Genomic DNA, 24,415 nt, shown 5'->3' with positions numbered 1-24,415 from the left:
TCAGATGAAGATAACAACATGTATTCTACTATTAAACCTTTGTTTTTTAAGTGCGTGCAATAGTACTGCTAATCAACCTCTGTCGCCCCCAAAAGCGCTTACCCAGATTAAAGATTTCAACATTTTGGAGATCGAAAGCCAAAAGGATATCTTTACATTAACGCCCAGTATAAAAGAACGCCTAGACATGAGTTTTCCTGAGGGTCAACGCTCTATCCGCAGTGCAAAGCGACTCATGCAATTTTTGCTCGATAATGGTGATGAATCCCTCTCCTATCAGTCAGGTGCGACACTTACTGCTGCGCAAGCCTATAACGACTTAAATGCGAACTGTTTATCACTTTCTATACTTGCGTACAGTCTTGCTGAGCATTTGGGCTTATATGGACAATTTCAAAAAGTACACATCCCTGAGTATTGGGCTTTGAATAATGGGTTTAATTTACTCACAGGACACATTAACCTAAGGGTGAAAGAAAGAGGCAAACAGCTCACGAACCTCAGGGTCATTTACCCGCAAGAACGCGCTTTAGTCATTGATTTTGACCCTAATAGCCGTAAAGAATCATTTAAAACCAGTTATATTGATAAAGCACGCATTACTGCAATGTTTTATAACAACAAAGGCGCCGCCGCTATGCTCAATGAGAGCTACGATTTAGCTTACAGCTATTTTACCGGAGCGATTAAAGTTGATCCAAAATATTCAGGCGCTTGGGGTAACTTAGGGGTACTGTTACGTTTAACCGAACACTTTAAACAAGCCGAAGCAGCTTACCTGCATGCGATTGATCTTGATGTGAACAATCACACTGCGCTTGGCAACTTAGCGCTTATCTATAAGCTCACTGACCGTGAAAAAGAAGGAGAAGATATTCTCTCTAGGCTAGATAACAAGCGCCAATCCAATCCTTACTATCATATTTCGTTGGGTAATGATGCATATGCCGCAGCGCGCTACCAAGATGCCCTCAAACACTTCAAAAAAGCACGTGGTCTTAATATTAAGCTTCATGATTCTGACTTTGGTCTTGCTAAAACCTACTACCAATTAGGGGATTTAAAACTTGCCAAAAAATACTTAACATCCGCTAATAACAAAGCTGATTTTGATCATGATAAAAAACGCTATGAAAGCAAATTACAGGCTCTTCGCTCCCACACAGCTAAGCTCAATCATTACTAGTTGTCTGTTACTTCTTCTAAGTGATAAGGCAGTTGCAAATGCACAAACCTTTCTTAAAAAGGACATTACAGCACTTACATCCAGCCCGTTTTATGGCAGGAAAACAAATACGCTTGGTGCAAAACGTGCGGGTGATTTTATTAGTGAGCGCTTCTCGGAGCTAAACTATAACGTACGTAAACAACATTTTGAGTATGATGCTCCTTTTAATCAAAAACGCTCAGGCGTTAATATAATCGCCACGCAGAAAACAACATGCACTAATTGCAAAATGATCATCTTCACCGCTCACTACGATCACCTTGGGCCAACAGGGAGCCGCTATTACCCGGGTGCAAACGATAATGCCAGTGGCGTAGCTGCGCTGTTGTACTTGGCACATTATTTAGCGCATCAGACTCAACAATACAACTTAGTTTTTGTCGCTACGGATGCTGAAGAAAACGGTTTACACGGCAGTAAATATCTTGTCTCCACACTTAATTTAAGTGATATCAAATTAAGTATAAACCTTGATATGTTAGTAGTTAATAAGCGTAAGCCACGCATTTATGCGTATTTAGATAGGCAATCTAGTAGTCAGTATAAAAAAGCGTTAACTATGCTCTCTGATAAGGAATTAACATTTATAGTCAGCAGTTCATCAGCACGACTCAATAGATTACTCGGCACTAACATTAACTGGCGTAAAGCAAGTGATCACTACGCATTTGCCAAAGCGGATATTCCTTTTATTTATTTTGGCATGGGTGATGATAAACATCACCATCAAGTAACAGACACGCTAGAACATATCGACTTTCAGCTTTATGAGCAAACCATCTTAAAAATAGCGAAGTTTGTGACTTACTTAACAGGTAGTTGAGTACGCAATACAAACTGCTTTTTTTGTATTTTGGTTAACTTTTTCACACGCGCCTCTAATTTACTCGCCTCGCTGCGGGTGCCAACCTTTTGTTGGTATACTAGCGTTAAAGGTCCTTTGCCTTTTAAATTCTTAGCCCCTTTACCAGCCTCGTGTGCGGCAAAACGTTTTTCAACATCAGTACTTATCCCTGTGTACCAATGCCCTAAACGCGTCTGAACGATATACAAATGCCACACAGCATCCACACTCTCGCGCTTTTTTATTGATTCAGGTAAACTTTTTATCGTGTCTGTGGTCAAATTTGTGCCTCGTAAACGTCAATCTCAGCAAAAACAATTGTTGAAAAGGGTTTTACCTTCTGTGACTAATCGGTATCATGCAAAGTATAAAAAATAAGGATTCAAACAAATAATGCAGTCGTTTAAAACTTTCTCTTTTTGGCTCGTGCTTTCCCTTGCTTTAACTGCTACAGCAGGTTGTTCTAGCTGGGTTTATCGTATCAACATTCCCCAAGGTAACTTTTTAGAGCAGTCTGATGTTGATAAGCTACGAGTAAACATGACTCGTGAGCAAGTAGTTTATGTCCTAGGCAAACCCGTGGCAGAAGACTCTTTTGATAAAAGCACTTGGCATTACCTTTATGTATTTAACATTGGTCGTGATAATGAGCAGCGAAAATCGCTCACTGTAAACTTTGAGAACGACAAGCTGGTTTCTATTTCAGGTGATTACGATCAACCAAGCGAATTCAATACTCCTCTCGAACAAGAATAAGTTCTAACACAAGAAAAGGTAGCTACGTGCTACCTTTTTTATTTGGGCCGTCCACCCGTTATTTTATTCGCTCGCCCCTCTTCCTTTGCTTTTTCTGCTCGGCGTCTGCGGGCATCCTTAGGGTCAGCAATCAAGGGACGATAGATTTCAATTCGATCGCCTTGTTTAACTTCTTGCGTCAATTTACACGTTCGATTCCAAATACCTAAGGTCAAATTACTTGCATCTATTTCTGGACACTTTTCGATAATTCCAGACTTAATAACTGCCTGCTCAGCCGTTGTGCCTGTTGGCACTTCAACGAGCAAACTGGTTGCTGTTGTCGGTAGTGCGAACACGACTTCTACACTGATCATAAACGAGCTCCATAAACCGTTTTAGCGCGCTGAGTGAAGGCATTCACCATATTCTTCGCAACTTCATTAAATACCTTGCCAAATGCAAGCTCAATAAGTTTACTTGCAAACTCAAACTCTAGATGTAATTGCACTTTACAAGCTTTGTCATCTAAAGGTAAAAAGTGCCACTTCCCTTTTAAAGTTTTAAATGGGCCATCAATTAGTCGTAATGACACAGTTTGATCATCTATGAAGGTGTTTTCAGTCGTGAACCACTTTTTTAAACCCGCTTTAGAAATCTCTAAGCTGGCTGTCATACCAGAGGGCTGTTTTGAAACAATTTTTGCATCTGAGCAATGTGGCAAAAACTCTGGGTAAGCATCTACATCGTTGACTAAATCAAACATTTCTTTGCTGCTGTACATTACCAGCGCACTTTTTTCTATTTGTGGCATATTCACTCCCAACTGTGTCGACGAATTTTAGCAAGCTTTAGCTATTTCCCCAAATTTTCGTACTAGTATAATTTACGCAAAGCCTTAAAAAAGCGATGTAAAAACGCTGTATTTACGTATAATATGGGACACTATGGCTAAGAAAAAATCATCTAAATCGACAAGTAATACCATCGCGCTGAATAAAAAAGCGCGCCATGAGTATTTTTTACACGATAAGTTCGAAGCAGGGGTTGAACTACAAGGCTGGGAAGTAAAAAGTATCCGAGCAGGTAAAGTAAACATCTCTGAGACTTATATTCATATTAAAAACGGCGAAGCATTTTTACTTGGCAGTCAAATTCAGCCTCTCAATAGTGCTTCAACACACGTGATTTGCGATCCACTTCGTTATCGTAAATTACTTTTAAATAAGCGTGAGATCGATCGTCTTATCGGTGCAACAGAGCGTGAAGGTTACTCACTGATCGCAACGGCTATGTACTGGAAAAAATGCTGGGTGAAGTTGGAGTTCCACCTTGCTAAAGGTAAAAAGATGCACGACAAACGCGAAGACGGAAAAAATAAAGATTGGGCTCGTGAAAAAGAGCGCCTAATGAAGCACAAAGCTTAAAAATAATATTAAAGCCTAACTTTTTTGTTAGGCTTGTACCCCTTGAAAACACACACTTCACTCTCCAAAAAACCATTATCAGCTTGAAAATCCATACCTTTTTGCTATTTGAAAACACTTCATTTACATGGTATCAATCTTTTTTGTGATATTAGTTCACAATATTCTCACATTGAAACAAGGATTGAATTTTATGAAGAACTCCCATCACTTTATGCAACGACCACTTTATGCATTTACCATTGCAGCGTTAGCAGGCACAAGCTTTATGTCTGTTGCAGCTCAAACAGATGGAGCTGAAAAGGTCGAACGTATTGAAGTAACAGGTTCTCGCATTAAACGCTCTGATATTGAAGGCCCTTCGCCGGTGCAATCTATCAGTCGTGCAGACATTGATAATATGGGCTACGACAACCTACAACAACTTTTAGAACGTATGCCCGTAGCCGGTAATGGTACATTTTCTACCCGTGGTAATAACCAAGACTCTACAGCGAACGGGGCTGCTGCAGTGAGTTTACGTGGCTTAGGCTCTGATGCCACGCTTGTGTTAATAAATGGCCGCCGAGTGTCTATTAGTGCATTTGCTGAAAGCATCACTAATTCATTTGTTGATATTAACTCAATCCCTGTATCAGCTATTGAGCGAATCGATATTTTAAAAGATGGAGCATCGGCTATCTATGGCTCCGATGCTGTAGCTGGTGTAGTTAATATCATTCTAAAGAAAGATATAAATGGGCTAGAAGTTAACCTAGGTTATGGTGGTACAGATGGGCCTAGTTATGAAGAAAAAACAGCCAGTCTAGTTTGGGGTACGAGCACTGAAAAAAGTAGTGCATCTATCATTATTGATTACTTCAATAACACAGCTTTATCATCAGATGAAATGGGGCGACTAGGTACTGCAAACCAAGAACCCTATGGTGGTATGGACTTTCGCTCATCGCGCGGTTTTCCAGGTTACTTTTATGTAGATGGTGAAAAAACGATTGACCCATCGTGTCCTCCAGACAGAGCTAAAGAAAATGGTAATTGTTTATTCGACTATGGCCCGTATGGTTATATTACGCCGGCATCTGAGCGAGTTGGTGCGATTTCACAATTTGAATACAACTTTGATAATGGTATTTCAGCCTTTTTAGAAGTGGCGGTTCAACATAATTCATCACAAGCAGCTGGGGCCCCTACTCCACTTGATGAAGACGCAGGGCTAACAGTTCCAGCAAGCCATCCGAATAATCCTTTTAGTCAAGATATTGATATTGGTCGTTATCGTACAGTAGATGCAGGAGCACGTCAGTGGGATATTGAATCAGATACGCTACGCTTTGTTGCCGGACTCAAAGGTGAAATTAGTGACTGGAGCTGGGAAGCTGCGGTACAAAAAGGCCGTAGTAAATCAATGCAAACTGGCGACAGAAGCCAAGGCTGGGTGCGTACTGACTTTTTACAACAAGAAATCGACGCGGGTAACTACAACCCATTCGGCGGCACCTATAATAGTCAAGATGTTATTGATCGTATCACAACAAGCCTAGTGCGCCGTGGTGAATCACATATGACATCGTTTGATGCAAACATCAGTGGTGAAGCATTCAGCTTTGGCGATGATGTTGTGATGATGGCTGCCGGTATTGAGTACCGCGAAGAAGATGTTAGCGACATTCCAGATGATCAATTCCAACGCGGGTTAATTTTTGGTACTGAATCTGTTTCAGCGGCTGCTGAGCGTGATCAATATGCTGCCTATATCGAGTTTTCAATTCCACTTGCCGACAATCTAGAGCTACAACTTGCTGGTCGTTACGATGATTACAGTGACTTTGGTTCAACAACAAATCCTAAAGTAGCAGTTCGCTGGGCTCCAACTGACTCTATTACCGTTCGAGGTTCTTGGGCACAAGGGTTTAGAGCGCCATCGCTTGCACAAATAGGCTTGGGACCTTCAGAAGAAAGTCAGTTCTTTGTAGATACCTACCGATGCCAAGCAACTGGACAAGATTGCGATGCGCTTGACTACAACATTCAATTTGCAGGTAATCCAAATCTTGAAGCTGAGGAATCTGAGTCGTGGAACGTCGGCTTTATTTGGGCGCCAACGGCTGAGTTTGGTTTTGGTGTGGATATCTGGAGTATCACTCAAGATAATAAGATTGACGAGCAAGAGTTCGGCCCTATTTACAATGAGAATTGTAATGACCAGAACAGTACTGTATGTGTTCGACTTCCGCCTCAGGATGGTTTGAGTCTAGGTGTTATTCAAAAAGTACACAGCACATTTGAAAATGTCTCTTCGCAAGAAGTCTCAGGTGTAGATGTATCAGCAAACTATACGCATGCAATGAATGACTATGGATTCTTGAAATTCAATCTAGAGTGGGCCTACCAAGATGAGTTCAAAAAAGATGGTCGTGATTACACTGGCGAGTACCGTTACCCTGAGCATCGCTGGATTTTCAGCACAAACTGGGAGATGGGCGACTTTAATACGAATGTAAACGTTAGTTACATTGGCGAGTTTGAGGACACTCCAGATATTAACTTCGATGGTGACCTTGATTTTGACAGCAATACTTCGCGTATGGTTGACTCACAAACATTAGTCGATTTACAGACCGCTTATAACTTCTCAGATAAATTAAAGGTCTCTGTGGGCGTTAATAATGTATTTGATGAAGATCCACCATTCGCAATTGGTGATGGTGATGGCGACTTATATGGCTATGTATCAAGTGTACATAATCCACGTGGCCGTTACTTCTACACTAAGTTAACGATGCGTTTTAATTAAACTAATCAGACTTAAAAACAAAAACCCGCCAACTGGCGGGTTTTTTTAACTCTTTAACTCAGGCCTAAATTATAGGTCGCCTTCGTTTTCAGAAAGGAACTTAGCAACGCCTTCAGGGCTTGCGTCCATACCTTTTTTGCCTTCAGTCCAACCAGCAGGACATACTTCACCGTGCTCGCTGTGGAATGCTAGTGCGTCAACCATACGGATCATTTCGTCGATGTTACGGCCTAGTGGAAGGTCGTTAACTACTTGGTGACGTACGTTACCTTCTTCGTCGATTAGGAAAGAACCACGGAAAGCAACACCTGCTTCTGGGTGCTCAACGTCATATGCTTGACAGATTTCGTGTTTAACGTCTGCAACAAGTGCATATTTCACTTGACCAATACCACCGTCAGCAACGGCAGTGTTACGCCATGCATTGTGTGAGAATTGTGAATCGATAGAAACACCGATTACTTCAACGCCACGCTTTTGGAATTCTTCAAAACGTTTGTCGAAAGCGATTAGCTCTGAAGGACATACGAAAGTGAAGTCTAACGGGTAAAAGAAGATAACTGCTTTTTTACCTTTGATAGTTTCTTTTAGGTTAAAGTTTTCAACGATTTCACCGTTACCAAGAACAGCTGCTGCAGTAAAGTCTGGTGCCTGACGGCCAACTAATACACCCATTTTAATCTCCAAATATTTGAGTTTATTTCCAATTGCCTACGCAATACTTACTAGTATATGGTTACGAAAAATCAAAAACCAAGGGTAAGCACTGATAATTAGCAAGATAGTTTAAAGAGGTTACAGACAAATGAACAATCGAAAAAAGCGATATGTGCAATCGAAAAAATTGATTCGCTAAATTGATGGCTGAGCAACTTAAAGTCAACTTCTATCTACTCAATAAAGTACAGAAATAAACCATCCTTTCAATAACTTAGTATATTTTGGCTAAAAATAAGAAACCCAGCATCAAGCTGGGTTTTCAGGTGATAGTAAATACTTTAGAAATATTAATCCATTATATCTTCTGGCATATCACCACGGATCTGCTGCCAGATTTCACCTGTTTGATGACCGTATTTACGCATCATAGAAATCGCACCATCATGTTCACGACGCTCTGCCAGTAAAGTTAAGTCTTTATAAAACTGACGCGCTAATTCACGGGTACGTGAATCAGAAAAATAATGGCAACCAATTTTTGAATAAAAGCCTTTAAAGCCATTTAAAATCAGTACATAAATGCGATTATTTCCCGCAATAGCTAACTCATGGTGTACTTTGTAGTCGTAGTCAGCAAACGCTTGCGCACTGTCTTCAAGCTGCTCACTTTGCGATAAAATTTCGATTACGCGTTCAGGTGCAAGCTTGATCGCTGCACGCGTATAAATGGCGCTAATATTGGTACGTGCAGACAGTAATTGGTCGGTTAACTCAGGCATTTTGTCTTCATCAAGCCGTGCTAACGTTTCAAGAATATTCAGCCCAGATGTTTCCCAGAAATTATTTACACGCGTTGGTTTACCATGTTGGATTGTTAACCAACCATCTCGTGCTAAACGTTGTAGCACTTCACGAAGCGTTGTGCGGGTAACACCAATTAGTTCTGAAAGTTCGCGTTCAGCAGGAAGAATTGAGCCAGGCGGAAAGTCACCATTCCAAATAGATTCAACAATGTATTCTTCAGCAAAACCTGCTGGACTTTTCGCTTTAAAAATTCTCATTCAATTTCCACTTGAGTTAGCACCTACTTCTATCGCAAAAAGCGATCAACTCACTGATTGTACCAGATGATCAGCAACTAACAAGCAAAGTAAGTACCCTGCGGATAAAAATCTCTTCGCAATGAAAAAATAAACTAACTTTAAGCTAAGATTGTAATTAATCACCTAAGACTTTAGAGCACTAAGCGCTTAGTCTTGCTAGCCTATGAAGATCAGTCACATAAAATAAATTAAAGAAAGCGAGTATAAACTCGCTTCTTTAATGCCCTTGAAGCAATAATCAATCAAGTACTTTGGCATCATTGGCTTTATTTAGCAGACTGCGACTTTGCGTTAAGAAGTGTGCGGTAGCATCACTAAAATACTCTTTGGCATCTGCAAAGCCCTCTATCAAAGCAGCTTTATTGCCAGTTTTTAGTTTTTCTAGCGTGTCGGCAAAGGTCGCTTGATAATTAGCAAGTAAATCTTCCACATCATCAAATTGCGCTAACATAATATCCGAGTAAAGCTCTGGTGACTGAGCAAAAAGCCGCCCTACCATCATCAGCTCTAATTGATAAATAGGAGAAGAACAGCTACGAAGCTCTGCAAGTGTATGGCTTTGCTTTGCTAAGAATTGACCATAGACGAAAGTTGTTAAGTGACGCATGACCTGAATGATTTGCATCGCTTCATCGTGTTTTTTTGCTTCCATTTCGACAACTTGACAACCCCACACTTGCAACTGTGCTAATAAGCCCTGTGCAACCTCATGATTGCGTCCCTCACAAACAACAACTGTTTGCTTAACCCAGTGAGAAATGTCGGGACCAAACATCGGATGTAAGCCTACAACAGGGCCATTATGTGCCGCCATTAGTGCTTTTAATGGTTTTTGCTTCACCGACGTAATATCCACAAGCAAACAGTCATCATCAAGCTTAGGCAAAGCTGCAACAACCTGTTCTAATGCGTTGATTGGCACACTGACAAGTACAAGCTTAGCTCCCGCCAAGATAGCTTCACTCTCTGCTTGCTGCTCTTTATCTAAAATACGAACTTCATAACCTGAACGAATAAATTGCTGTGCAAATAATTGCCCCATCGCTCCTTTTCCGCCAACAATGACTATAGGTGATAATTGAGGAGCTGAGCAGGCTAAATTTCCTTGTTGATTTTGGTACGCTTCACGCATCATACGACGCAAAATATCTTCAACTAACTCTGGGTTAACACCTTGGTTAACCGCTTCTTGGCGACGCGCTGCCAATAAATCTGCTTCACGATCAGGGGCATGTAACGGGGCGCCGATTTGTTGCTTAATTGCCCCTATTTTTTCTGTAATGCTATTACGCTTTGCTAGCAATGCCACTAATTGTGCATCGCACTCATCTATTCCTGCTCTTAAATCAGCTAATTCATTCACTGTCGCCACGTTACTACACCTCAAACCCTAAACGTAAATATATATATACAAAAAAGTAAAGCTTACAATACAGATTATAGTAACAGCATAAACTGCAAAGTACAAAGCCCTAAGGAGCTAACAAATAGAGGAAACATGAGTCATCAATGTATGACAGGACAAAGTGCAAAGAAGGGTGAAACAAAGGATAAGCTTATAGAGAGTTGCTTTTTAAAAACCAAAACGGGTTGCAACCCGAAGGCTGCAACCCGTTTTTTTTGCGTTGATAAACAGCGCGTATTAGTTAAGTTTTTCTCTAATACGTGCAGATTTACCAGAACGCTCACGTAGATAGTAAAGCTTAGCACGGCGAACTGCACCGCGACGCTTAACTGTTACGCTGTCGATAAGAGGGCTGTGCGTTTGGAATACACGCTCAACACCTTCACCGCTCGAAATTTTACGAACTGTGAATGCTGAGTGAAGACCACGATTACGCTTAGCGATTACAACACCTTCAAAGGCCTGTAGACGCTCTTTGTTACCTTCTTTTACACGTACCTGTACAACTACTGTATCACCAGCGCCGAATGCTGGTACGTCTGTTTTAAGCTGCTCTTCTTCAAGCGCTTTAATAATATTTTGGTTTACTTTTGCCATTATATTTCTCACTTTCCTAGGTGTAACTGTCTTCTAGCCACAAGCTTGTTGGTACTCTTGCTTGAATTCTGCAAGAAGTGCCGCTTGCTCCTCAGTCAGAGCTAGGTTATGCAACAAGTCAGGACGACGTAACCAAGTTCTACCTAATGACTGCTTTAAGCGCCATTTTGCTATCTCTTGGTGGTTTCCGCTGAGTAATACAGCAGGCACCTGTTTATCATCCAATGTTTCTGGCCGTGTATAATGAGGACAATCAAGCAATCCATCCGAAAATGAATCTTGCTCCGCTGATTGGTTGTGACCTAGCACCCCTGGCACTAATCGTGCGACTGCATCAATTAATGTCATAGCGGGTAACTCACCACCACTCAGAATAAAATCACCTATTGACCATTCTTCGTCAACATATGATTCTATGATTCGCTCATCTATACCTTCATAGCGACCGGCAATCAAAATCAGCTTTTTAGAGCTTGCGAGTTCGCTCGCCCCTTGCTGATCTAATTTGCGCCCTTGCGGGGACATATAAATTACTTTAGCACCATCACCCGCCGCTTTTTTTGCGTCAAGAATGGCTTGTTTCAATGGTTCAACCATCATTAACATACCAGGACCGCCCCCATAAGGACGATCGTCCACAGTTCTATGCTTATCAGTAGCATAGTCACGTGGATTCCAGCAGTTAAAGTCGATTAGACCATTTTTAACTGCGCGACCAGTTACCCCTTCATTGGTAATAGCGTCAAACATGTTCGGGAAAAGGCTTATCACCCCTACCCACAATGAACTCGTTTGTGACATTAAAACCCAGGATCCCAGTCTACGGTAATTTCTCTTGCCTCGTGTTTAACTTCTTTAATAACAGAGTCTGTTAAAAATGGAATTAAACGTTCAGCTTGGCCAAATGCATCTTTTTTGTTTGCTTTCACAACCAAAACATCATTTGACCCTGTCTCCATTAGGTCATCAACCGTGCCTAAATTATAACCTTTATCAGTTACAACAGACATGCCGATGAGATCTCGCCAATAGAATTCACCTTGCGGTAATTCTGGTAGCTGCGCTGCATCTACAGAGATTTCAACATTGGTCAAAGCCATTGCTTCATCTCGGTCGTTTACTTGCGCAACTTTAGCGATAAAGCCTTTGTTGTGGCGACGCCAGTCGACCACTTCTAAGGTCTGCCATTTACCTTGTTGCCCTATCAACCATGGGCTGAAATCGAAGATCCCTTCGGGATCATCAGTAAATGAATGCACCTTAAGCCAGCCCTTTATACCATAGGGGGCACCGAGCTTTCCTACAACGATTATCGAGGTGTTCTCTTGACTCATGGTTACACTTACGCCTATTAAGCCGCTTTACGAGCGTCTTTAACTAATTTAGCTACGCGATCTGAAAGAGATGCGCCTTGACCTACCCAGTGTTCAACACGAGATAAATCTAAACGTACTTTTTCTTCCTGACCAGAAGCGATTGGGTTAAAGAAACCTACTTTCTCGATGAAGCGACCGTCACGCGAGAAACGGCTATCCGCAACCACAATTTGATAGAAAGGGCGTTTTTTAGCGCCACCACGTTGCAAACGAATAGTTACCATACCGTCCTCTAAATAGATTGACTGTTTTCATTAATAAGATTTACTCCCCAATACGGGAAGCTGGGGAATTGTACGAGTTTTTTGCAACATTGCAAGTAAGAAGTGATGCAAAATGTAAGTTTAGTTGATTAAACACTGATCTGCGCTAGAGATCTTAGCTTTGCATACTGATTGCGCATAATTTATCCATTAAAAAAGGAGCTATTTGCTCCTTCTTTAAGATAAACACTATAAAGGTGGTATTAAAACTTAGGGCCTCCGCCCATCATACCGGGCGGTAACATGCCTTTCATGCCACGCATCATTTTCTTCATGCCGCCTTTACCTTTCATTTTCTTCATCATCTTTTGCATCTGCGTAAATTGCTTCAGCAATTTATTAATTTCTTGCACCTGCGTACCAGAACCTGCTGCAATACGTTTTTTACGAGAGCCTTTGATGATTTCAGGGCGCGCACGCTCTTTTGCAGTCATTGAGTTAATAATCGCTTCCATTTGTACAAACGTTTTATCACCCATTTGCCCCTTAACTGCATCAGGTAAGTTTTGCATACCTGGCAATTTATCGAGCATTGACATCATACCGCCCATGTTCTTCATCTGACGAAGTTGCTCAGCAAAGTCATCTAATGTGAAGCCGTCACCTTTAAATACTTTTTCAGCAACTTTAGCCGCTTTCTCTTTATCGACTTTCATTTCGACTTCTTCGATTAATGAAAGTACATCACCCATACCTAGGATACGAGAAGCAATACGGTCAGGGTGGAATGGTTCAAGTGCATCTGTACGCTCACCCACACCCATGAACTTAATTGGCTTACCGGTAATATGACGAATAGATAATGCTGCACCACCACGGGCATCACCATCCGTTTTCGTTAAGATCACACCACTTAAAGGAAGCGCTTCATCAAATGCTTTTGCCGTATTTGCAGCATCTTGACCTGTCATTGCATCAACAACAAATAAAGTTTCGATTGGGTTAATCGCGCTATGAAGTGCTTTGATTTCATCCATCATGTCGTTATCAACATGCAAACGACCCGCGGTATCGACTAACACGACATCGATAAATTTCTTCTTAGCATGGGAGATAGCATTATTTGCGATATCAACCGGCTTTTGCGAAATATCACTTGGGAAGAACTCAACGCCCACTTCATCTGCAAGTGTCTCAAGCTGTTTAATTGCCGCTGGACGATAAACGTCAGCACTCACAACAAGTACCGATTTCTTTTTACGCTCTTTTAAAAATTTAGCTAGTTTACCGACACTCGTCGTTTTACCCGCACCTTGCAGGCCTGCCATCATTACGACAGCTGGCGGCTGCGCATTAAGGCTTAGCTCTTCATTCGCTTCACCCATGGCTTTTTCAAGCTCTTCGCGCACAATTTTAATAAAGACTTGGCCAGGGCTTAAGCTTTTAGTGACTTCAACACCCACTGCACGTTCTTTAACTTGCTTAACAAACTCACGAACAACAGGTAGTGCAACATCCGCTTCCAAAAATGCCATGCGGACTTCACGTAATGTATCTTTAATATTGTCTTCAGTTAGGCGTCCACGACCACTGATATTTTTTAAGGTTTTACCTAAGCGTTCTTGGAGATTCTCAAACATGTAAAGGTTCCGATAAAACGTGTTTCGCCTGTTCATTGGGCTATAAAAAGCCAAAACAGGGGAAATTAAAATTTCAATTCTTAACAGTATACCGTAAATGGTGGTCGACAATACAGTGTTCAAGTGTGCAGTTTGAGTTTCTTTTTACAAACTCTATGCTTTTTCCTTGCTATAAAATACAATGGCATCAAAGAGACAAGGATTTATCGATATAAATTAAGTGGCCAAAACACGATGATTATTAGTTTAACTATTATTGCTAGTTTGTTTTATGTGTTAGCAACGTCGCACGTACTATCACGCCTTTTTCACAAACAAGGTCCGAGCCAGAAACTCACGGTCATTTTAAGCACGGTTGCTATCCTTGCCCATATGCTGTTATTGGTTAACTCTGTATTTCGTGCAGATGGCCAAGATTTAAGTATTGTGAATGTTGCTTTACTAACATGTTGGGTTATTGTTGTTTCTGTCACAGCTGTTTCTTTAAAGTTCCCAGCAACACTATTACTGCCTGTTGTATATGGGTTTGCTGCAATACTTACCTTAGCAAGCTTGTTTATTCCTCATCACGTAATTTTGCATACTATTGATGTCGAGCTTGGACTGGTTACACATATTTCCCTGTCTTTATTAGCTTACTGTGTGCTTATTATATCGACTCTTTATGCCATTCAGTTTTACTTTATTGATAAACGCTTAAAGCGTAAAGATTTAGCAATCGTGCACAGCCACTTACCCCCTTTAATGGTGGTTGAGCGTCAGCTATATCAATTACTTACTTTAGGGACGATTTTACTCACCTTTGCCCTGCTATCTGGCTTTATTTTCCTTGATGGCATGTTTGCTAGTGAGTTTATTCATAAAACAATTCTATCTTTGTTTGCATGGGTTATTTTCACCGTTGTGACTATTGGTCATCTGCGTAAGGGTTGGCGAGGGAAGCCTGTGGTATTTTCGATCATGATAGCCGCATTTATCTTATCTCTTGCTTATTTTGGCAGCCGTTTCATACAAGAAGTGATACTAAATAAGTTTTAACTTGACTCAGCAAGCTGTCTCTAGCTTAATATGCATTGGTTTATAAAAAAAGGATCCATCGTTGGACGACATATCGACTAGTACCCTGTTTATTGTATTGGGATTATTGATACTTATTTCTGCCTATTTTTCTGGTTCTGAAACTGGAATTATGTCAATTAACCGTATTCGCTTGCGCCATTTAGCAAAAGAAGATCACCGTGCAGCGAAACGCGTCAGTAAACTGTTAAGCCGTCCTGATAGACTAATTGGTCTGATCTTAATCGGAAATAACCTTGTTAACATCGCAGCAGCGCAAGTCGCTACGATTATAGGGATTCGCCTGTATGGTGACCTTGGTATTGCTATTGCCACTGGTGTATTAACACTTGTAGTGCTCATTTTTGCTGAAGTGACGCCTAAAACACTCGCAGCGCTATATCCTGAGAAGGTCGCTTTTCCAAGCTCTATTATCCTCAAAGGTCTATTAAAAATACTGTTTCCGTTTGTCGTTATCGTGAACTGGATGACCAATGGTATGTTGCGCCTCTTTGGCATTACCACAGCACAAATTGAAGAGCACAGCCTAAGCAAAGAAGAGCTAAAAACGGTGGTAAATGAATCAGGGGCCCTCCTCCCTGCTCGCCATCAAAGCATGCTGACGTCTATTTTAGATTTAGAGCAAGTCACCGTAGAAGATATCATGATCCCTCGAAATGAGATTGTTGCAATTGATATCAACGATGACTGGAAGCTTATTAGTCGCCAATTAACACATGCACAACACACGCGTGTACTGCTTTACAGAGACCAAATTGACGATGCAGTAGGCTTCATTCATTCACGTGATGCACTACGCCTATTAACAAAAGAGCAATTTGATAAACCTTCACTATTACGTGCTGTTCGCGAGATTTACTTTATTCCTGAAGGGACATCACTCAATACACAACTTTTAAAATTCCAACAATCAAAAGAGCGAATTGGTCTAGTTGTGGATGAATACGGTGATATTCAAGGTCTCGTGACACTCGAAGATATCTTAGAAGAAGTGGTCGGAGATTTCACAACAACACAAACTCGTACTCCAAGTGAAGAAGTAACAGAGCAAGACGATGGTTCTGTGCTTGTCGACGGTGGCGCTAATATTCGTGACTTAAATAAAGAAATGAACTGGGAGCTCCCTATAGATGGGCCAAAAACTTTAAGTGGTTTAATTGTAGAATATCTTGAAGATATTCCAGATGCTAACTTAAGTTTGCGTATTGCTGGCTACCCTATCGAAGTATTAGAAGTAAAAGAAAATATGGTAAAACTGGTTAAAGTAATACCCAGTAAACGTATTCAAGAATAAGAAAAGGAGTAGCTTGCTACTTCTTTTTTATTACGTATATTACCGCCTCTGAAGTTTCACATTTTTGTGCTAAAGAGCACACTTTCATATTAATTCGTCTAGTATTGTGTCCGATTAAGTTTATTTACATGGAGCAATAATGGACGATATTTCAATCGAAAAAGTATATAACCAAGCTATCGAATTACTCATGTTATATGGGCCAAAATTTATTTTAGCTATTTTAGTCTTGGTTATAGGGTGGTGGTTGATTGGCCGCATCGCCAACATGGCCGAAAAATCAATGAACAGAGTAAAATTTGAAGCAGGGCTCACACACTTTTTGGTGTCATTTATTTCAGTCATTTTAAAAATACTATTGCTGATTTCTGTTGCCTCTATGATTGGCATCGAAACCACCTCATTCATCGCTATGTTAGGTGCTGCAGGCTTAGCCGTTGGCATGGCACTGCAAGGTAGTTTAGCTAATTTTGCAGGTGGTGTTCTGATTTTATTCTTTAAACCGTTTAAAGTCGGTGATGTTATTGAAGCACAAGGTTATATGGGGAAAGTTGTTGAGATTCAAATTTTTGTCACTGTGCTACTTACTTATGATAATGAAAAAATAATCATTCCAAATGGCGCTTTATCAAATGGCTGTGTAAAAAACAAATTTGCAGAGCCTACACGTCGTGTTGATATAGAGTTTGGTATTAGTTATGGCGATGATGTCCATAAGGTGCGAGAAGTGCTTATGGGGGTGTTGAATGACTATGAATTAGTGCTAAAAGATCAAGAAGCGAAAAAGCCGGTGGTACATGTTAGTCAACATGGCGATAGTCATATTGGTATGCTGGTATGGGCATGGGTTGATTCAGAGAATTACTGGCCGGTGTATTTTGGCTTGTATGAAAAAGTAAAAATTGCTTTTGATGCAGCGGATATCACCATTCCGTTTCCGCAACGGGATGTACACATTCACCAATTTCCTGGCAAATAATTTATCATTAAAAAACCCACATTATTGTGGGTTTTTTAATTAAATAAGTGCTAACTAAACAATCGCTCAAACCAGTTTTTATCCAACTCATCTTCGCATTTTCTAAGTTGTGCACCATAACGACTTGCTCGATGCTTAACTTTATTTGCCACACTCATCAACCATTTTTTCTTTTTATACGTACCACGTTTATAACCGCCCCACCCTTCATGATAATTAAGGTACTGTGCGTAAGCATCCCACTTAGAAACACCATTTACTTTATGTGTTTTGTAAACAAACCACGCCATAAAATCGATGGCATCATCGAAATCATCTCTATCTGCACCGCTGTTACCGGTTTCACGAATATAGTCTGACCATGTAGGGGTTTTTGCTTGTGAGTAACCATAAGCTGAACTTACACGTCCAATTGGGATGATCCACAGAAAGTATTCCATAGGCGGCGTTGCATCATGACGAAACGAACTTTCTTGATACATCATGCTCATTAATACATGTTTTGGCGAGCCCCACTTGTCTTGAGCATCGCGAGCATCATAGTACCAATCTGGTTTTTCTTCGAAAATTTTACAAATATCATGAGGTTGCTCAGGAGGAGCTGTAGCACAACCAGCCAAAGCTGCGGCCAGCGATAAAATAATTATACTTTTTTTCATTTTTTTATGTATCTCGCTGAACTTTTTCTTAGTTGGTCAGTCTGAACTTATGAATGCAGTAGTATAGCATTGTTTCATCCCTGAAGAATCTTTGACGCAGCCTCCCTAGGCTGCGTTTTTTTATGCCTAAAATGTATTACTTCGCCTTTGCAAAGTAATCATCTAAAAATGCAGTGAAAGACACATCATCTTCAGCTTTTACATCGCGCTCTTTTGCTACCGACTTAGATGCTTGCTCTGTTAAAAAAGCGTCATCATAAAATTGATAATCAGCAGCTTGGTGGTTTTGCTTATATTGCTGTGCAAGTGTTAATGCAAACTCACCATTATCTTGGTTAGTGTTTGCTAACATATCAATATATCGCCCTGAGAATGTTTTATTTGGCTCACTGACCCAGGTCGCAAGCGTTGCGACTGTTTCACTGTAATAACTTACGCCATAGGCAGCATCCATATATTGCGCCACTGGCTTTAGCTTATCAAATATTGACATTGCCCATGCCGTCAAGCTTACTTGCTCACCTTGTTTTGTCAGTTGCAAATCAGGACTACGCCCTTCGTTTACAACAGCATCAAGGTTTTTAGTACTGAGGCCTTGCTCTTGCCAGTCCATCGTTGGTGAGTCACTTAACAAGCAATAAGTTAAAAATACATCTAAAAAGCGGATCTGTTGTAAGTCGATACCCGTTTCACTAAATGGATTGACATCTAAGGCACGTACTTCAATGTATTCAATTCCACCTCGTAGCAAAGCATCCGTAGGGGTTTCTCCACTGGCAGCATTTCGTTTAGGCCTAATCGGTGAATAGAATTCATTTTCAATTTGGAGAATGTTTTTATTCAGCTGTTTTGGTGCTTTGCTGGTGTAATCATCAATATGATTATAAATATTTGATGGTGTATTAATGGCTTCTTTTAAACCAGCAACGTATTCATCTAACGAGTTGTACATCACACGTAAAGAAGATTGTGCACTGTTCGTATAACCTAAATCACCAAGACGTAAAGCAGTGCCAACCTCTAAGTAAAGTGTACCTTTACCTAACTTTTTAAATGGCAGCTCAGTTTGACGCCCTTGAAGAAAAGAATGACATAACGCAGGGGAAGCACCAAATAAATAGCTAATTAACCAAAGTTCACGTTTAAAATTACGAATTAAACCTAGGTAACCGTCTGATATAAAATCTGCTAAGTCCTTTGTGCTATCACTTAGCTCATGTAGCCCCTGCCATAACGTGTCAGGGAACGAAATATTGAAGTGCACACCTGCAATAGCTTGCATCATACTACCATAACGATTTTTAAGCCCTTCACGGTAGAGTGTTTTCATGCGACCAATATTTGAGTCACCAAATTGCGCCAGCACAATGTCATCTTGGTTATCAATAAAGCATGGCATACTAATAGGCCATAACAATTCGTCACCCATTTGAGACAAGGTAAACTTCTGTAAATCTTTAAGCTGCGCTAATGTTTGCTCAGGTGAGGTACTAACTGGCGTAATAAACTCTAATAAAGATTCTGAAAAATCTGTAGTTATATGATCATTGGTCAGTGCGCACCCTACTCCTTGAGGATGCCCCTTCTTTGAAATAACACCGTTAGGTTTAATTCTTAATGCTTCTCGCTCGATGCCACGCTTAATCCCATTAATTGCGGTTGGATAGTGTGCCGATAACGCTTGTAGCGTTTTGTTTAAATCATGTTTTATCAAAAATGCTTCCTCGAGCCACGTGGCTTTAATCCCAAGTGTATGGGGGCAGAATATAAATTCTCAAGAGAAAAATTAGAATCTCTATCCATGCAACTGTAATTAATGTCGATACCCTGACAACTCCATCACTTAGTCATCATCTTGCCATTCAGATAACTATAATACAATTGCTTTGATAGCACTTCATTGATGCGAAATTGTTTCGCTAATCAATAATGAGACCTCATGCCAATAAAATTTATTTCAATTACGACCTTTTGGTTAAGTCATAAACACATGTTTTCAGACAAGACATTGTTCTAGATCAATATTTATATGAAATAATTCAAAGTTTCACTTAATTAACATGGTTACTCTTCCCTTACATTTTTCTGAGACTATAATCCGCACATAGTAAAAAAGTACATTTCAAGGACTAAAATGCGTCGTGGTCAAGAAACAATCAATCAGGAAGTAATCTACTCTGAACATCAAGAGCTTGTCTCAACAACCGATTTACGTGGAGTAATCACCTACGTAAACAAAGAGTTTTGCACCATCGCAGGCTATAGCGAGGAAGAGCTGCTGGGTAAGAATCACAATATGGTTAGGCACCCAGATATGCCAAAAGCTGCATTTAAGGAGATGTGGGAAAAACTCAAACAAGGTCACTCATGGCGAGGCATGGTGAAAAACCGCTGTAAAGATGGTCGATATTATTGGGTTGATGCATTCGTAACCCCTATTTATGAACACGGGCAATTAGTTGGCTATCAATCAGTACGCACAAAACCATCAGAAGAGCTCAAAACACGAGCCATGACACTATACGAAAAAATAAATAATGGTAAATCTATTTCATCTTTTCGTGAAAATATTTCATTGCGACAACTCACTTCTGTTGTTATCGCAGCTGTGGCTATTGTTGCGCTTGGTTTGTTGACATCAGCAGTCATCGCGGCGAGCACTTTTATGGTTGCAGCACTTCTTGTTGCTCTTAATTATGACGAGCTAATAGTGACCCCTACAGAGCTTAAAAAACAGCGTGCTGAGTTTGACTCTGTGTCTCGTTATGTGTATTCAGGCGCTCATCCATTTAGTGTTGCGGCCTATAATCAGCAAATGTTAGCAGCAAAACTGCGTACGGTTCTTGGCCGTATTAAAGATTCGACCTATTCATTTAAAGATATTGCTACAAATTTAGATAGACAATCTTCATTAACTGAGCAAGGAATTGCAGCCCAAGGTCAACGCCTAGGTGATATTGCAACAGCAATGACGCAAATGAGTGCAACCATTGGTGAAATATCTGCAAATACACACCACACAGCAGAGAAAGTAAATACGACTTATCAAAGCTGTAACGACATTAAGCTACACATAGAAGATAACAGCAGCATGGTGTCTGCACTTGCAAACCAAGTTGAACAAGCTGCAACCACGGCTAACTCCCTAGCCAGTGAGGCGGATAAAATCGGCCAAGTTATGAGTGAAATTGAAGGTATTGCAGAGCAAACCAACTTATTAGCACTCAATGCAGCTATTGAAGCCGCCCGTGCTGGCGAGCATGGTCGCGGCTTTGCTGTGGTAGCCGATGAGGTACGAGCTCTTTCATCTCGTACTCAAAATGCGACGTCACAAATTCACAGCTCAATCAAAGAAATTCAAGATACTTTATTCAGTTGGTCAAAAGTAATGCAATCAACTAAAGAGCAAGCTGATAGCTGTGTAAGCACAACTACACATACACAAACCGAGCTTGCTAGTATTTTTGCGCAAATTGATGAGATCTCTAGCCTTGCAACAGAGATTTCAACTGCTGCGGAAGAGCAACAAGTGGTCAGTGTTGATATTCGTACAAATGTAGACAGTATCAAAGGACACAGCGAAGAAAACTTAAAGCTAAGCTACAACGTAGCAAAAGATGCTGCGGGCCTCGTTGAGGGCTCACGCAAAGTGAACGATATGCTGTTAACTTTTAAAGTATAAAATATATTGATAAAAACAAAGCCGCATCAATTGATGCGGCTTTTTTATATGCGGTTAATTTAGCGATTAGAAAAAACCAATCCATTTTCATCGGCATCAATATGAATAATGGCACCTGGCTGATAATCTCCAGCTAATAAGCGCTGCGCCAACGGGTTTTCAATGGTATGTTGAATAGCGCGTTTTAAAGGCCTTGCCCCATAAACCGGATCAAAGCCACTTGCGGCAATGCCCTCTAGGGCAGCATCGGTCACTTCAAGAAGATAGCCTTTTTCAGTTAAACGCTCACGAAGCTTACTTAACTGAATATCAGCGATTTCTTTAATGTGCTCGTTGGCAAGTGGATGGAATACCACCGTTTCATCAATACGGTTAATAAACTCTGGACGGAACTGACTCACTAAAACGCCCATCACTTTCTCTTTTAAGGTCGCATAGTCATTTGAACCTGCTTGCTCTTGGATAATGTCCGAGCCTAAGTTAGAGGTCATAATGATAACGGTATTTTTAAAGTCAACGGTGCGACCCTGACCATCCGTTAAGCGGCCATCATCAAGAACTTGTAGTAAGATGTTAAATACATCAGGGTGCGCTTTTTCAACCTCATCCAGTAAAATAACTGAATACGGACGACGACGCACGGCTTCGGTTAAATAGCCACCCTCTTCATAACCTACATAGCCTGGAGGCGCACCCACTAAACGTGCAACCGAGTGTTTTTCCATAAACTCTGACATATCGATGCGCACCATGGCATCTTCAGTATCAAACATAAAACTAGCCAACGCTTTAGTCAGCTCAGTTTTACCCACCCCTGTTGGGCCTAAAAATAAGAATGAACCAATTGGACGATTTGGATCAGCAAGCCCTGCGCGAGAACGGCGAATGGCATTAGCCACAGCCACAACCGCTTCATCTTGACCAATTACTTTATGATGCAATTGATCTTCCATTTGCAGTAACTTTTCGCGCTCACCTTGCAGCATTTTCGATACAGGAATACCTGTCCAACGCGATAAAATCTCCGCAATTTCATCTTCACCAACTTGGTTTTTTAGTAAGCTCATTTCTTGCATTTCCGCTTGTGATGCAAGGTCGAGTTTACGCTCAAGTTCAGGAATACGACCATATTGAAGTTCTGACATGCGCTGTAAGTCACTAGCACGACGTGCCACGTCTAAATCAAGACGCGCCTGTTCAAGCTCAGCTTTAATCACTTGCGTGCCTTGTAATGATGCTTTCTCGGCATTCCACACTTCGTCTAGCTCGCGGTATTGCGCTTCCAGTTCAGTGATCAGCTCTTGCATTTCGGTGCGGCGTTTTTGGCTCGCTTCGTCTTTTTCTTTAGCAAGGGCATTATCTTCCAACTTCAACTGGATAATACGGCGCTCAAGCTTATCTAAAGACTCTGGCTTTGAGTCAATTTGCAAACGAATCGACGAGCCAGCTTCATCAATGAGGTCAATCGCTTTATCAGGCAATTGACGATCGCTAATGTAACGATGCGATAACTGCGCTGCAGCAACGATGGCCGGATCGGTAATATCAACTGAGTGATGTAATTCATAGCGCTCTTTTAAGCCACGTAAAATTGCAATGGTATCTTCAACTGATGGCTCATCAACAAACACTTTTTGAAAACGACGCTCAAGTGCTGCATCTTTTTCGATGTATTGACGATACTCATCAAGGGTCGTCGCACCCACACAGTGAAGCTCACCACGTGCAAGAGCAGGTTTTAACATGTTACCCGCATCCATCGCACCATCCGTTTTGCCTGCACCCACCATGGTATGAATTTCATCAATAAAGAGGATCACTTGGCCTTCTTCTTTGGCAAGTTCATTCAGTACTGACTTTAAACGCTCTTCAAATTCACCACGGTATTTGGCGCCTGCGACCAAGGCACCTAAATCAAGCGATAAAACGCGTTTGCTCTTTAGCCCCTCAGGCACTTCACCATTAATGATGCGTTGCGCTAAGCCTTCGGCAATCGCCGTTTTACCCACACCTGGCTCACCAATTAGTACAGGGTTATTTTTGGTACGACGTTGTAATACTTGAATCGTGCGGCGTATCTCATCATCGCGGCCAATCACAGGGTCTAGCTTGCCTTGCTCTGCGCGCTCAGTGAGATCGATTGTGAATTTTTTTAATGCCTGACGAGTTTCTTCAGCATTAGGGTCATCCACTTTTTGGCCACCACGAATAGCCTCGATTGCTGCTTCAATTTTACTCGAAGTAATATTAAGTGCTTTAAAAATATCACCTAGTGGACCTTTGTCTTCGCATGCTGCAAGAACAAATAGCTCACTTGAGATAAATTTATCTTTACGTTTTTGCGCGTATTTATCACACAGGTTTATCAACGAAACCATGTTATTTGATAGTTGAACATCGCCGCCAATACCTTCAACTTTAAATAGTTTCTCGATTTCTTGCGATAACTTGGTGTTTAATTCATCAGCACTCACGCCTGCTTGAGCTAACAGCGCACGCACACTCGAGCCATTTTGCTGAAGCAAAGAATACATCAAGTGTACTGGCTCAATAAATTGATGATCGCGCCCAAGCGCTAATGACTGCGCATCTGAAAGCGCAGATTGAAATTTACTTGTAAATCTATCTAAACGCATGAGGGTTTACCTATTAAAAAATCTAATTGCTTAATTAATGGGTATGCTTAATGATTTGTTCAAGTAAGAGACGATA

At 41.0% G+C, this 24,415-nt stretch carries 23 protein-coding genes; 9 read left to right on the top strand and 14 right to left on the bottom strand.

What is annotated here, in order from left to right; translation table 11 throughout:
• The first annotated feature begins 4 nt into the window (after positions 1–4).
• Positions 5–1,186 (top strand): tetratricopeptide repeat protein, encoded by a 1,182-nt coding sequence (locus LY624_RS05790; protein ID WP_445936723.1) that lies wholly within the window; start codon positions 5–7, stop codon positions 1,184–1,186.
• Positions 1,131–2,051 (top strand): M20/M25/M40 family metallo-hydrolase, encoded by a 921-nt coding sequence (locus tag LY624_RS05785; protein WP_341804098.1) that lies wholly within the window; start codon positions 1,131–1,133, stop codon positions 2,049–2,051. The genes LY624_RS05790 and LY624_RS05785 overlap by 56 nt, the downstream gene beginning before the upstream one ends.
• Here LY624_RS05785 and LY624_RS05780 read toward each other — a convergent pair.
• On the bottom strand, positions 2,033–2,353 hold the full coding sequence (locus tag LY624_RS05780; protein ID WP_130151268.1) for a GIY-YIG nuclease family protein: 321 nt from the start codon (positions 2,351–2,353) through the stop codon (positions 2,033–2,035). The genes LY624_RS05785 and LY624_RS05780 overlap by 19 nt on opposite strands.
• A 112-nt stretch (positions 2,354–2,465) precedes the next feature.
• On the opposite strand from LY624_RS05780, the gene LY624_RS05775 reads away from it, so the two are divergent.
• The gene (locus LY624_RS05775) at positions 2,466–2,828 is read left to right on the top strand and encodes an outer membrane protein assembly factor BamE (RefSeq protein WP_130151267.1); all 363 of its coding nucleotides are present in this window, start codon (positions 2,466–2,468) and stop codon (positions 2,826–2,828) included.
• Between the two features lie 38 nt (positions 2,829–2,866).
• Here the strand turns inward: LY624_RS05775 and LY624_RS05770 are convergent, their stop codons facing one another.
• Both LY624_RS05770 and LY624_RS05765 read right to left on the bottom strand, forming a co-directional pair.
• Complete coding sequence (locus tag LY624_RS05770; protein ID WP_130151266.1) at positions 2,867–3,184, bottom strand: RnfH family protein; 318 nt, start codon at positions 3,182–3,184, stop codon at positions 2,867–2,869.
• Positions 3,181–3,621, bottom strand: coding sequence for a type II toxin-antitoxin system RatA family toxin (locus tag LY624_RS05765; protein WP_341804097.1), 441 nt, complete (start codon positions 3,619–3,621; stop codon positions 3,181–3,183). The genes LY624_RS05770 and LY624_RS05765 overlap by 4 nt, the downstream gene beginning before the upstream one ends.
• Before the next feature lie 133 nt (positions 3,622–3,754).
• On the opposite strand from LY624_RS05765, the gene smpB reads away from it, so the two are divergent.
• Together smpB and LY624_RS05755 are read left to right on the top strand one after the other, a co-directional pair.
• Complete coding sequence (smpB, locus tag LY624_RS05760) at positions 3,755–4,234, top strand: SsrA-binding protein SmpB (protein WP_062570541.1); 480 nt, start codon at positions 3,755–3,757, stop codon at positions 4,232–4,234.
• A gap of 193 nt (positions 4,235–4,427) precedes the next feature.
• The gene (locus tag LY624_RS05755; protein ID WP_445936722.1) at positions 4,428–7,028 is read left to right on the top strand and encodes a TonB-dependent receptor; all 2,601 of its coding nucleotides are present in this window, start codon (positions 4,428–4,430) and stop codon (positions 7,026–7,028) included.
• A 69-nt stretch (positions 7,029–7,097) separates the two neighbouring features.
• Here LY624_RS05755 and LY624_RS05750 read toward each other — a convergent pair whose 3' ends face one another.
• From LY624_RS05750 to ffh, 8 genes are all read right to left on the bottom strand, one after another.
• On the bottom strand, positions 7,098–7,703 hold the full coding sequence (locus LY624_RS05750) for a peroxiredoxin C (protein ID WP_054551729.1): 606 nt from the start codon (positions 7,701–7,703) through the stop codon (positions 7,098–7,100).
• 332 nt (positions 7,704–8,035) lie between these two features.
• A complete protein-coding gene (fadR, locus tag LY624_RS05745; RefSeq protein WP_062570539.1) occupies positions 8,036–8,749 on the bottom strand; it encodes a fatty acid metabolism transcriptional regulator FadR in 714 nt (237 codons plus the stop codon).
• A 280-nt stretch (positions 8,750–9,029) separates the two neighbouring features.
• Entirely contained in the window at positions 9,030–10,163 is a 1,134-nt protein-coding gene (gene tyrA, locus LY624_RS05740; protein WP_341804096.1) for a bifunctional chorismate mutase/prephenate dehydrogenase, read from the bottom strand.
• 270 nt (positions 10,164–10,433) lie between these two features.
• A complete protein-coding gene (rplS, locus tag LY624_RS05735) occupies positions 10,434–10,793 on the bottom strand; it encodes a 50S ribosomal protein L19 (protein WP_004587324.1) in 360 nt (119 codons plus the stop codon).
• A gap of 33 nt (positions 10,794–10,826) precedes the next feature.
• Positions 10,827–11,594 carry a tRNA (guanosine(37)-N1)-methyltransferase TrmD gene (gene trmD, locus LY624_RS05730; protein ID WP_062570537.1) on the bottom strand — a complete coding sequence of 256 codons (768 nt, stop codon included), beginning with the start codon at positions 11,592–11,594 and terminating at the stop codon, positions 10,827–10,829.
• On the bottom strand, positions 11,594–12,127 hold the full coding sequence (gene rimM, locus LY624_RS05725) for a ribosome maturation factor RimM (RefSeq protein ID WP_062570536.1): 534 nt from the start codon (positions 12,125–12,127) through the stop codon (positions 11,594–11,596). Before rimM ends, trmD begins: the two co-directional genes overlap by 1 nt.
• A 17-nt stretch (positions 12,128–12,144) precedes the next feature.
• Positions 12,145–12,393 carry a 30S ribosomal protein S16 gene (gene rpsP / locus LY624_RS05720; protein ID WP_036967110.1) on the bottom strand — a complete coding sequence of 83 codons (249 nt, stop codon included), beginning with the start codon at positions 12,391–12,393 and terminating at the stop codon, positions 12,145–12,147.
• A gap of 242 nt (positions 12,394–12,635) precedes the next feature.
• Positions 12,636–14,012: a signal recognition particle protein gene (gene ffh / locus LY624_RS05715; RefSeq protein ID WP_062570535.1), complete on the bottom strand. Its 1,377-nt coding sequence runs from the start codon at positions 14,010–14,012 to the stop codon at positions 12,636–12,638.
• A 234-nt stretch (positions 14,013–14,246) separates the two neighbouring features.
• Between ffh and LY624_RS05710 the strand changes: the two genes are divergently transcribed.
• The 3 genes from LY624_RS05710 (at position 14,247) to LY624_RS05700 (ending at position 17,362) form a co-directional block, all read left to right on the top strand.
• A complete protein-coding gene (locus LY624_RS05710) occupies positions 14,247–15,050 on the top strand; it encodes a cytochrome C assembly family protein (protein ID WP_130151263.1) in 804 nt (267 codons plus the stop codon).
• Positions 15,051–15,111: 61 nt separating this feature from the next.
• On the top strand, positions 15,112–16,383 hold the full coding sequence (locus LY624_RS05705) for an HlyC/CorC family transporter (protein ID WP_083515358.1): 1,272 nt from the start codon (positions 15,112–15,114) through the stop codon (positions 16,381–16,383).
• Between the two features lie 139 nt (positions 16,384–16,522).
• Positions 16,523–17,362 (top strand): mechanosensitive ion channel family protein, encoded by an 840-nt coding sequence (locus LY624_RS05700; protein ID WP_341804095.1) that lies wholly within the window; start codon positions 16,523–16,525, stop codon positions 17,360–17,362.
• Positions 17,363–17,412: 50 nt separating this feature from the next.
• Here LY624_RS05700 and LY624_RS05695 read toward each other — a convergent pair whose 3' ends face one another.
• Both LY624_RS05695 and gshA read right to left on the bottom strand, forming a co-directional pair.
• On the bottom strand, positions 17,413–18,021 hold the full coding sequence (locus LY624_RS05695; protein ID WP_130151261.1) for a transglycosylase SLT domain-containing protein: 609 nt from the start codon (positions 18,019–18,021) through the stop codon (positions 17,413–17,415).
• Positions 18,022–18,157: 136 nt separating this feature from the next.
• A complete protein-coding gene (gene gshA, locus LY624_RS05690; RefSeq protein WP_341804094.1) occupies positions 18,158–19,735 on the bottom strand; it encodes a glutamate--cysteine ligase in 1,578 nt (525 codons plus the stop codon).
• 420 nt (positions 19,736–20,155) lie between these two features.
• Between gshA and LY624_RS05685 the strand changes: the two genes are divergently transcribed.
• Entirely contained in the window at positions 20,156–21,703 is a 1,548-nt protein-coding gene (locus LY624_RS05685; RefSeq protein ID WP_341804093.1) for a methyl-accepting chemotaxis protein, read from the top strand.
• A gap of 59 nt (positions 21,704–21,762) precedes the next feature.
• On the opposite strand, the gene clpB is transcribed toward LY624_RS05685, so the two are convergent.
• Positions 21,763–24,339, bottom strand: a complete 2,577-nt coding sequence (gene clpB, locus LY624_RS05680) for an ATP-dependent chaperone ClpB (RefSeq protein ID WP_130151258.1) — start codon at positions 24,337–24,339, stop codon at positions 21,763–21,765.
• Between the last annotated feature and the right edge of the window lie 76 nt (positions 24,340–24,415).

The organism is Pseudoalteromonas sp. N1230-9, from assembly GCF_032716425.1.
Taxonomy (GTDB): Bacteria; Pseudomonadota; Gammaproteobacteria; order Enterobacterales; family Alteromonadaceae; genus Pseudoalteromonas.
Note: the sequence above shows the minus strand (reverse complement) of the source record. Positions and strands in the feature narration are given on the sequence as shown.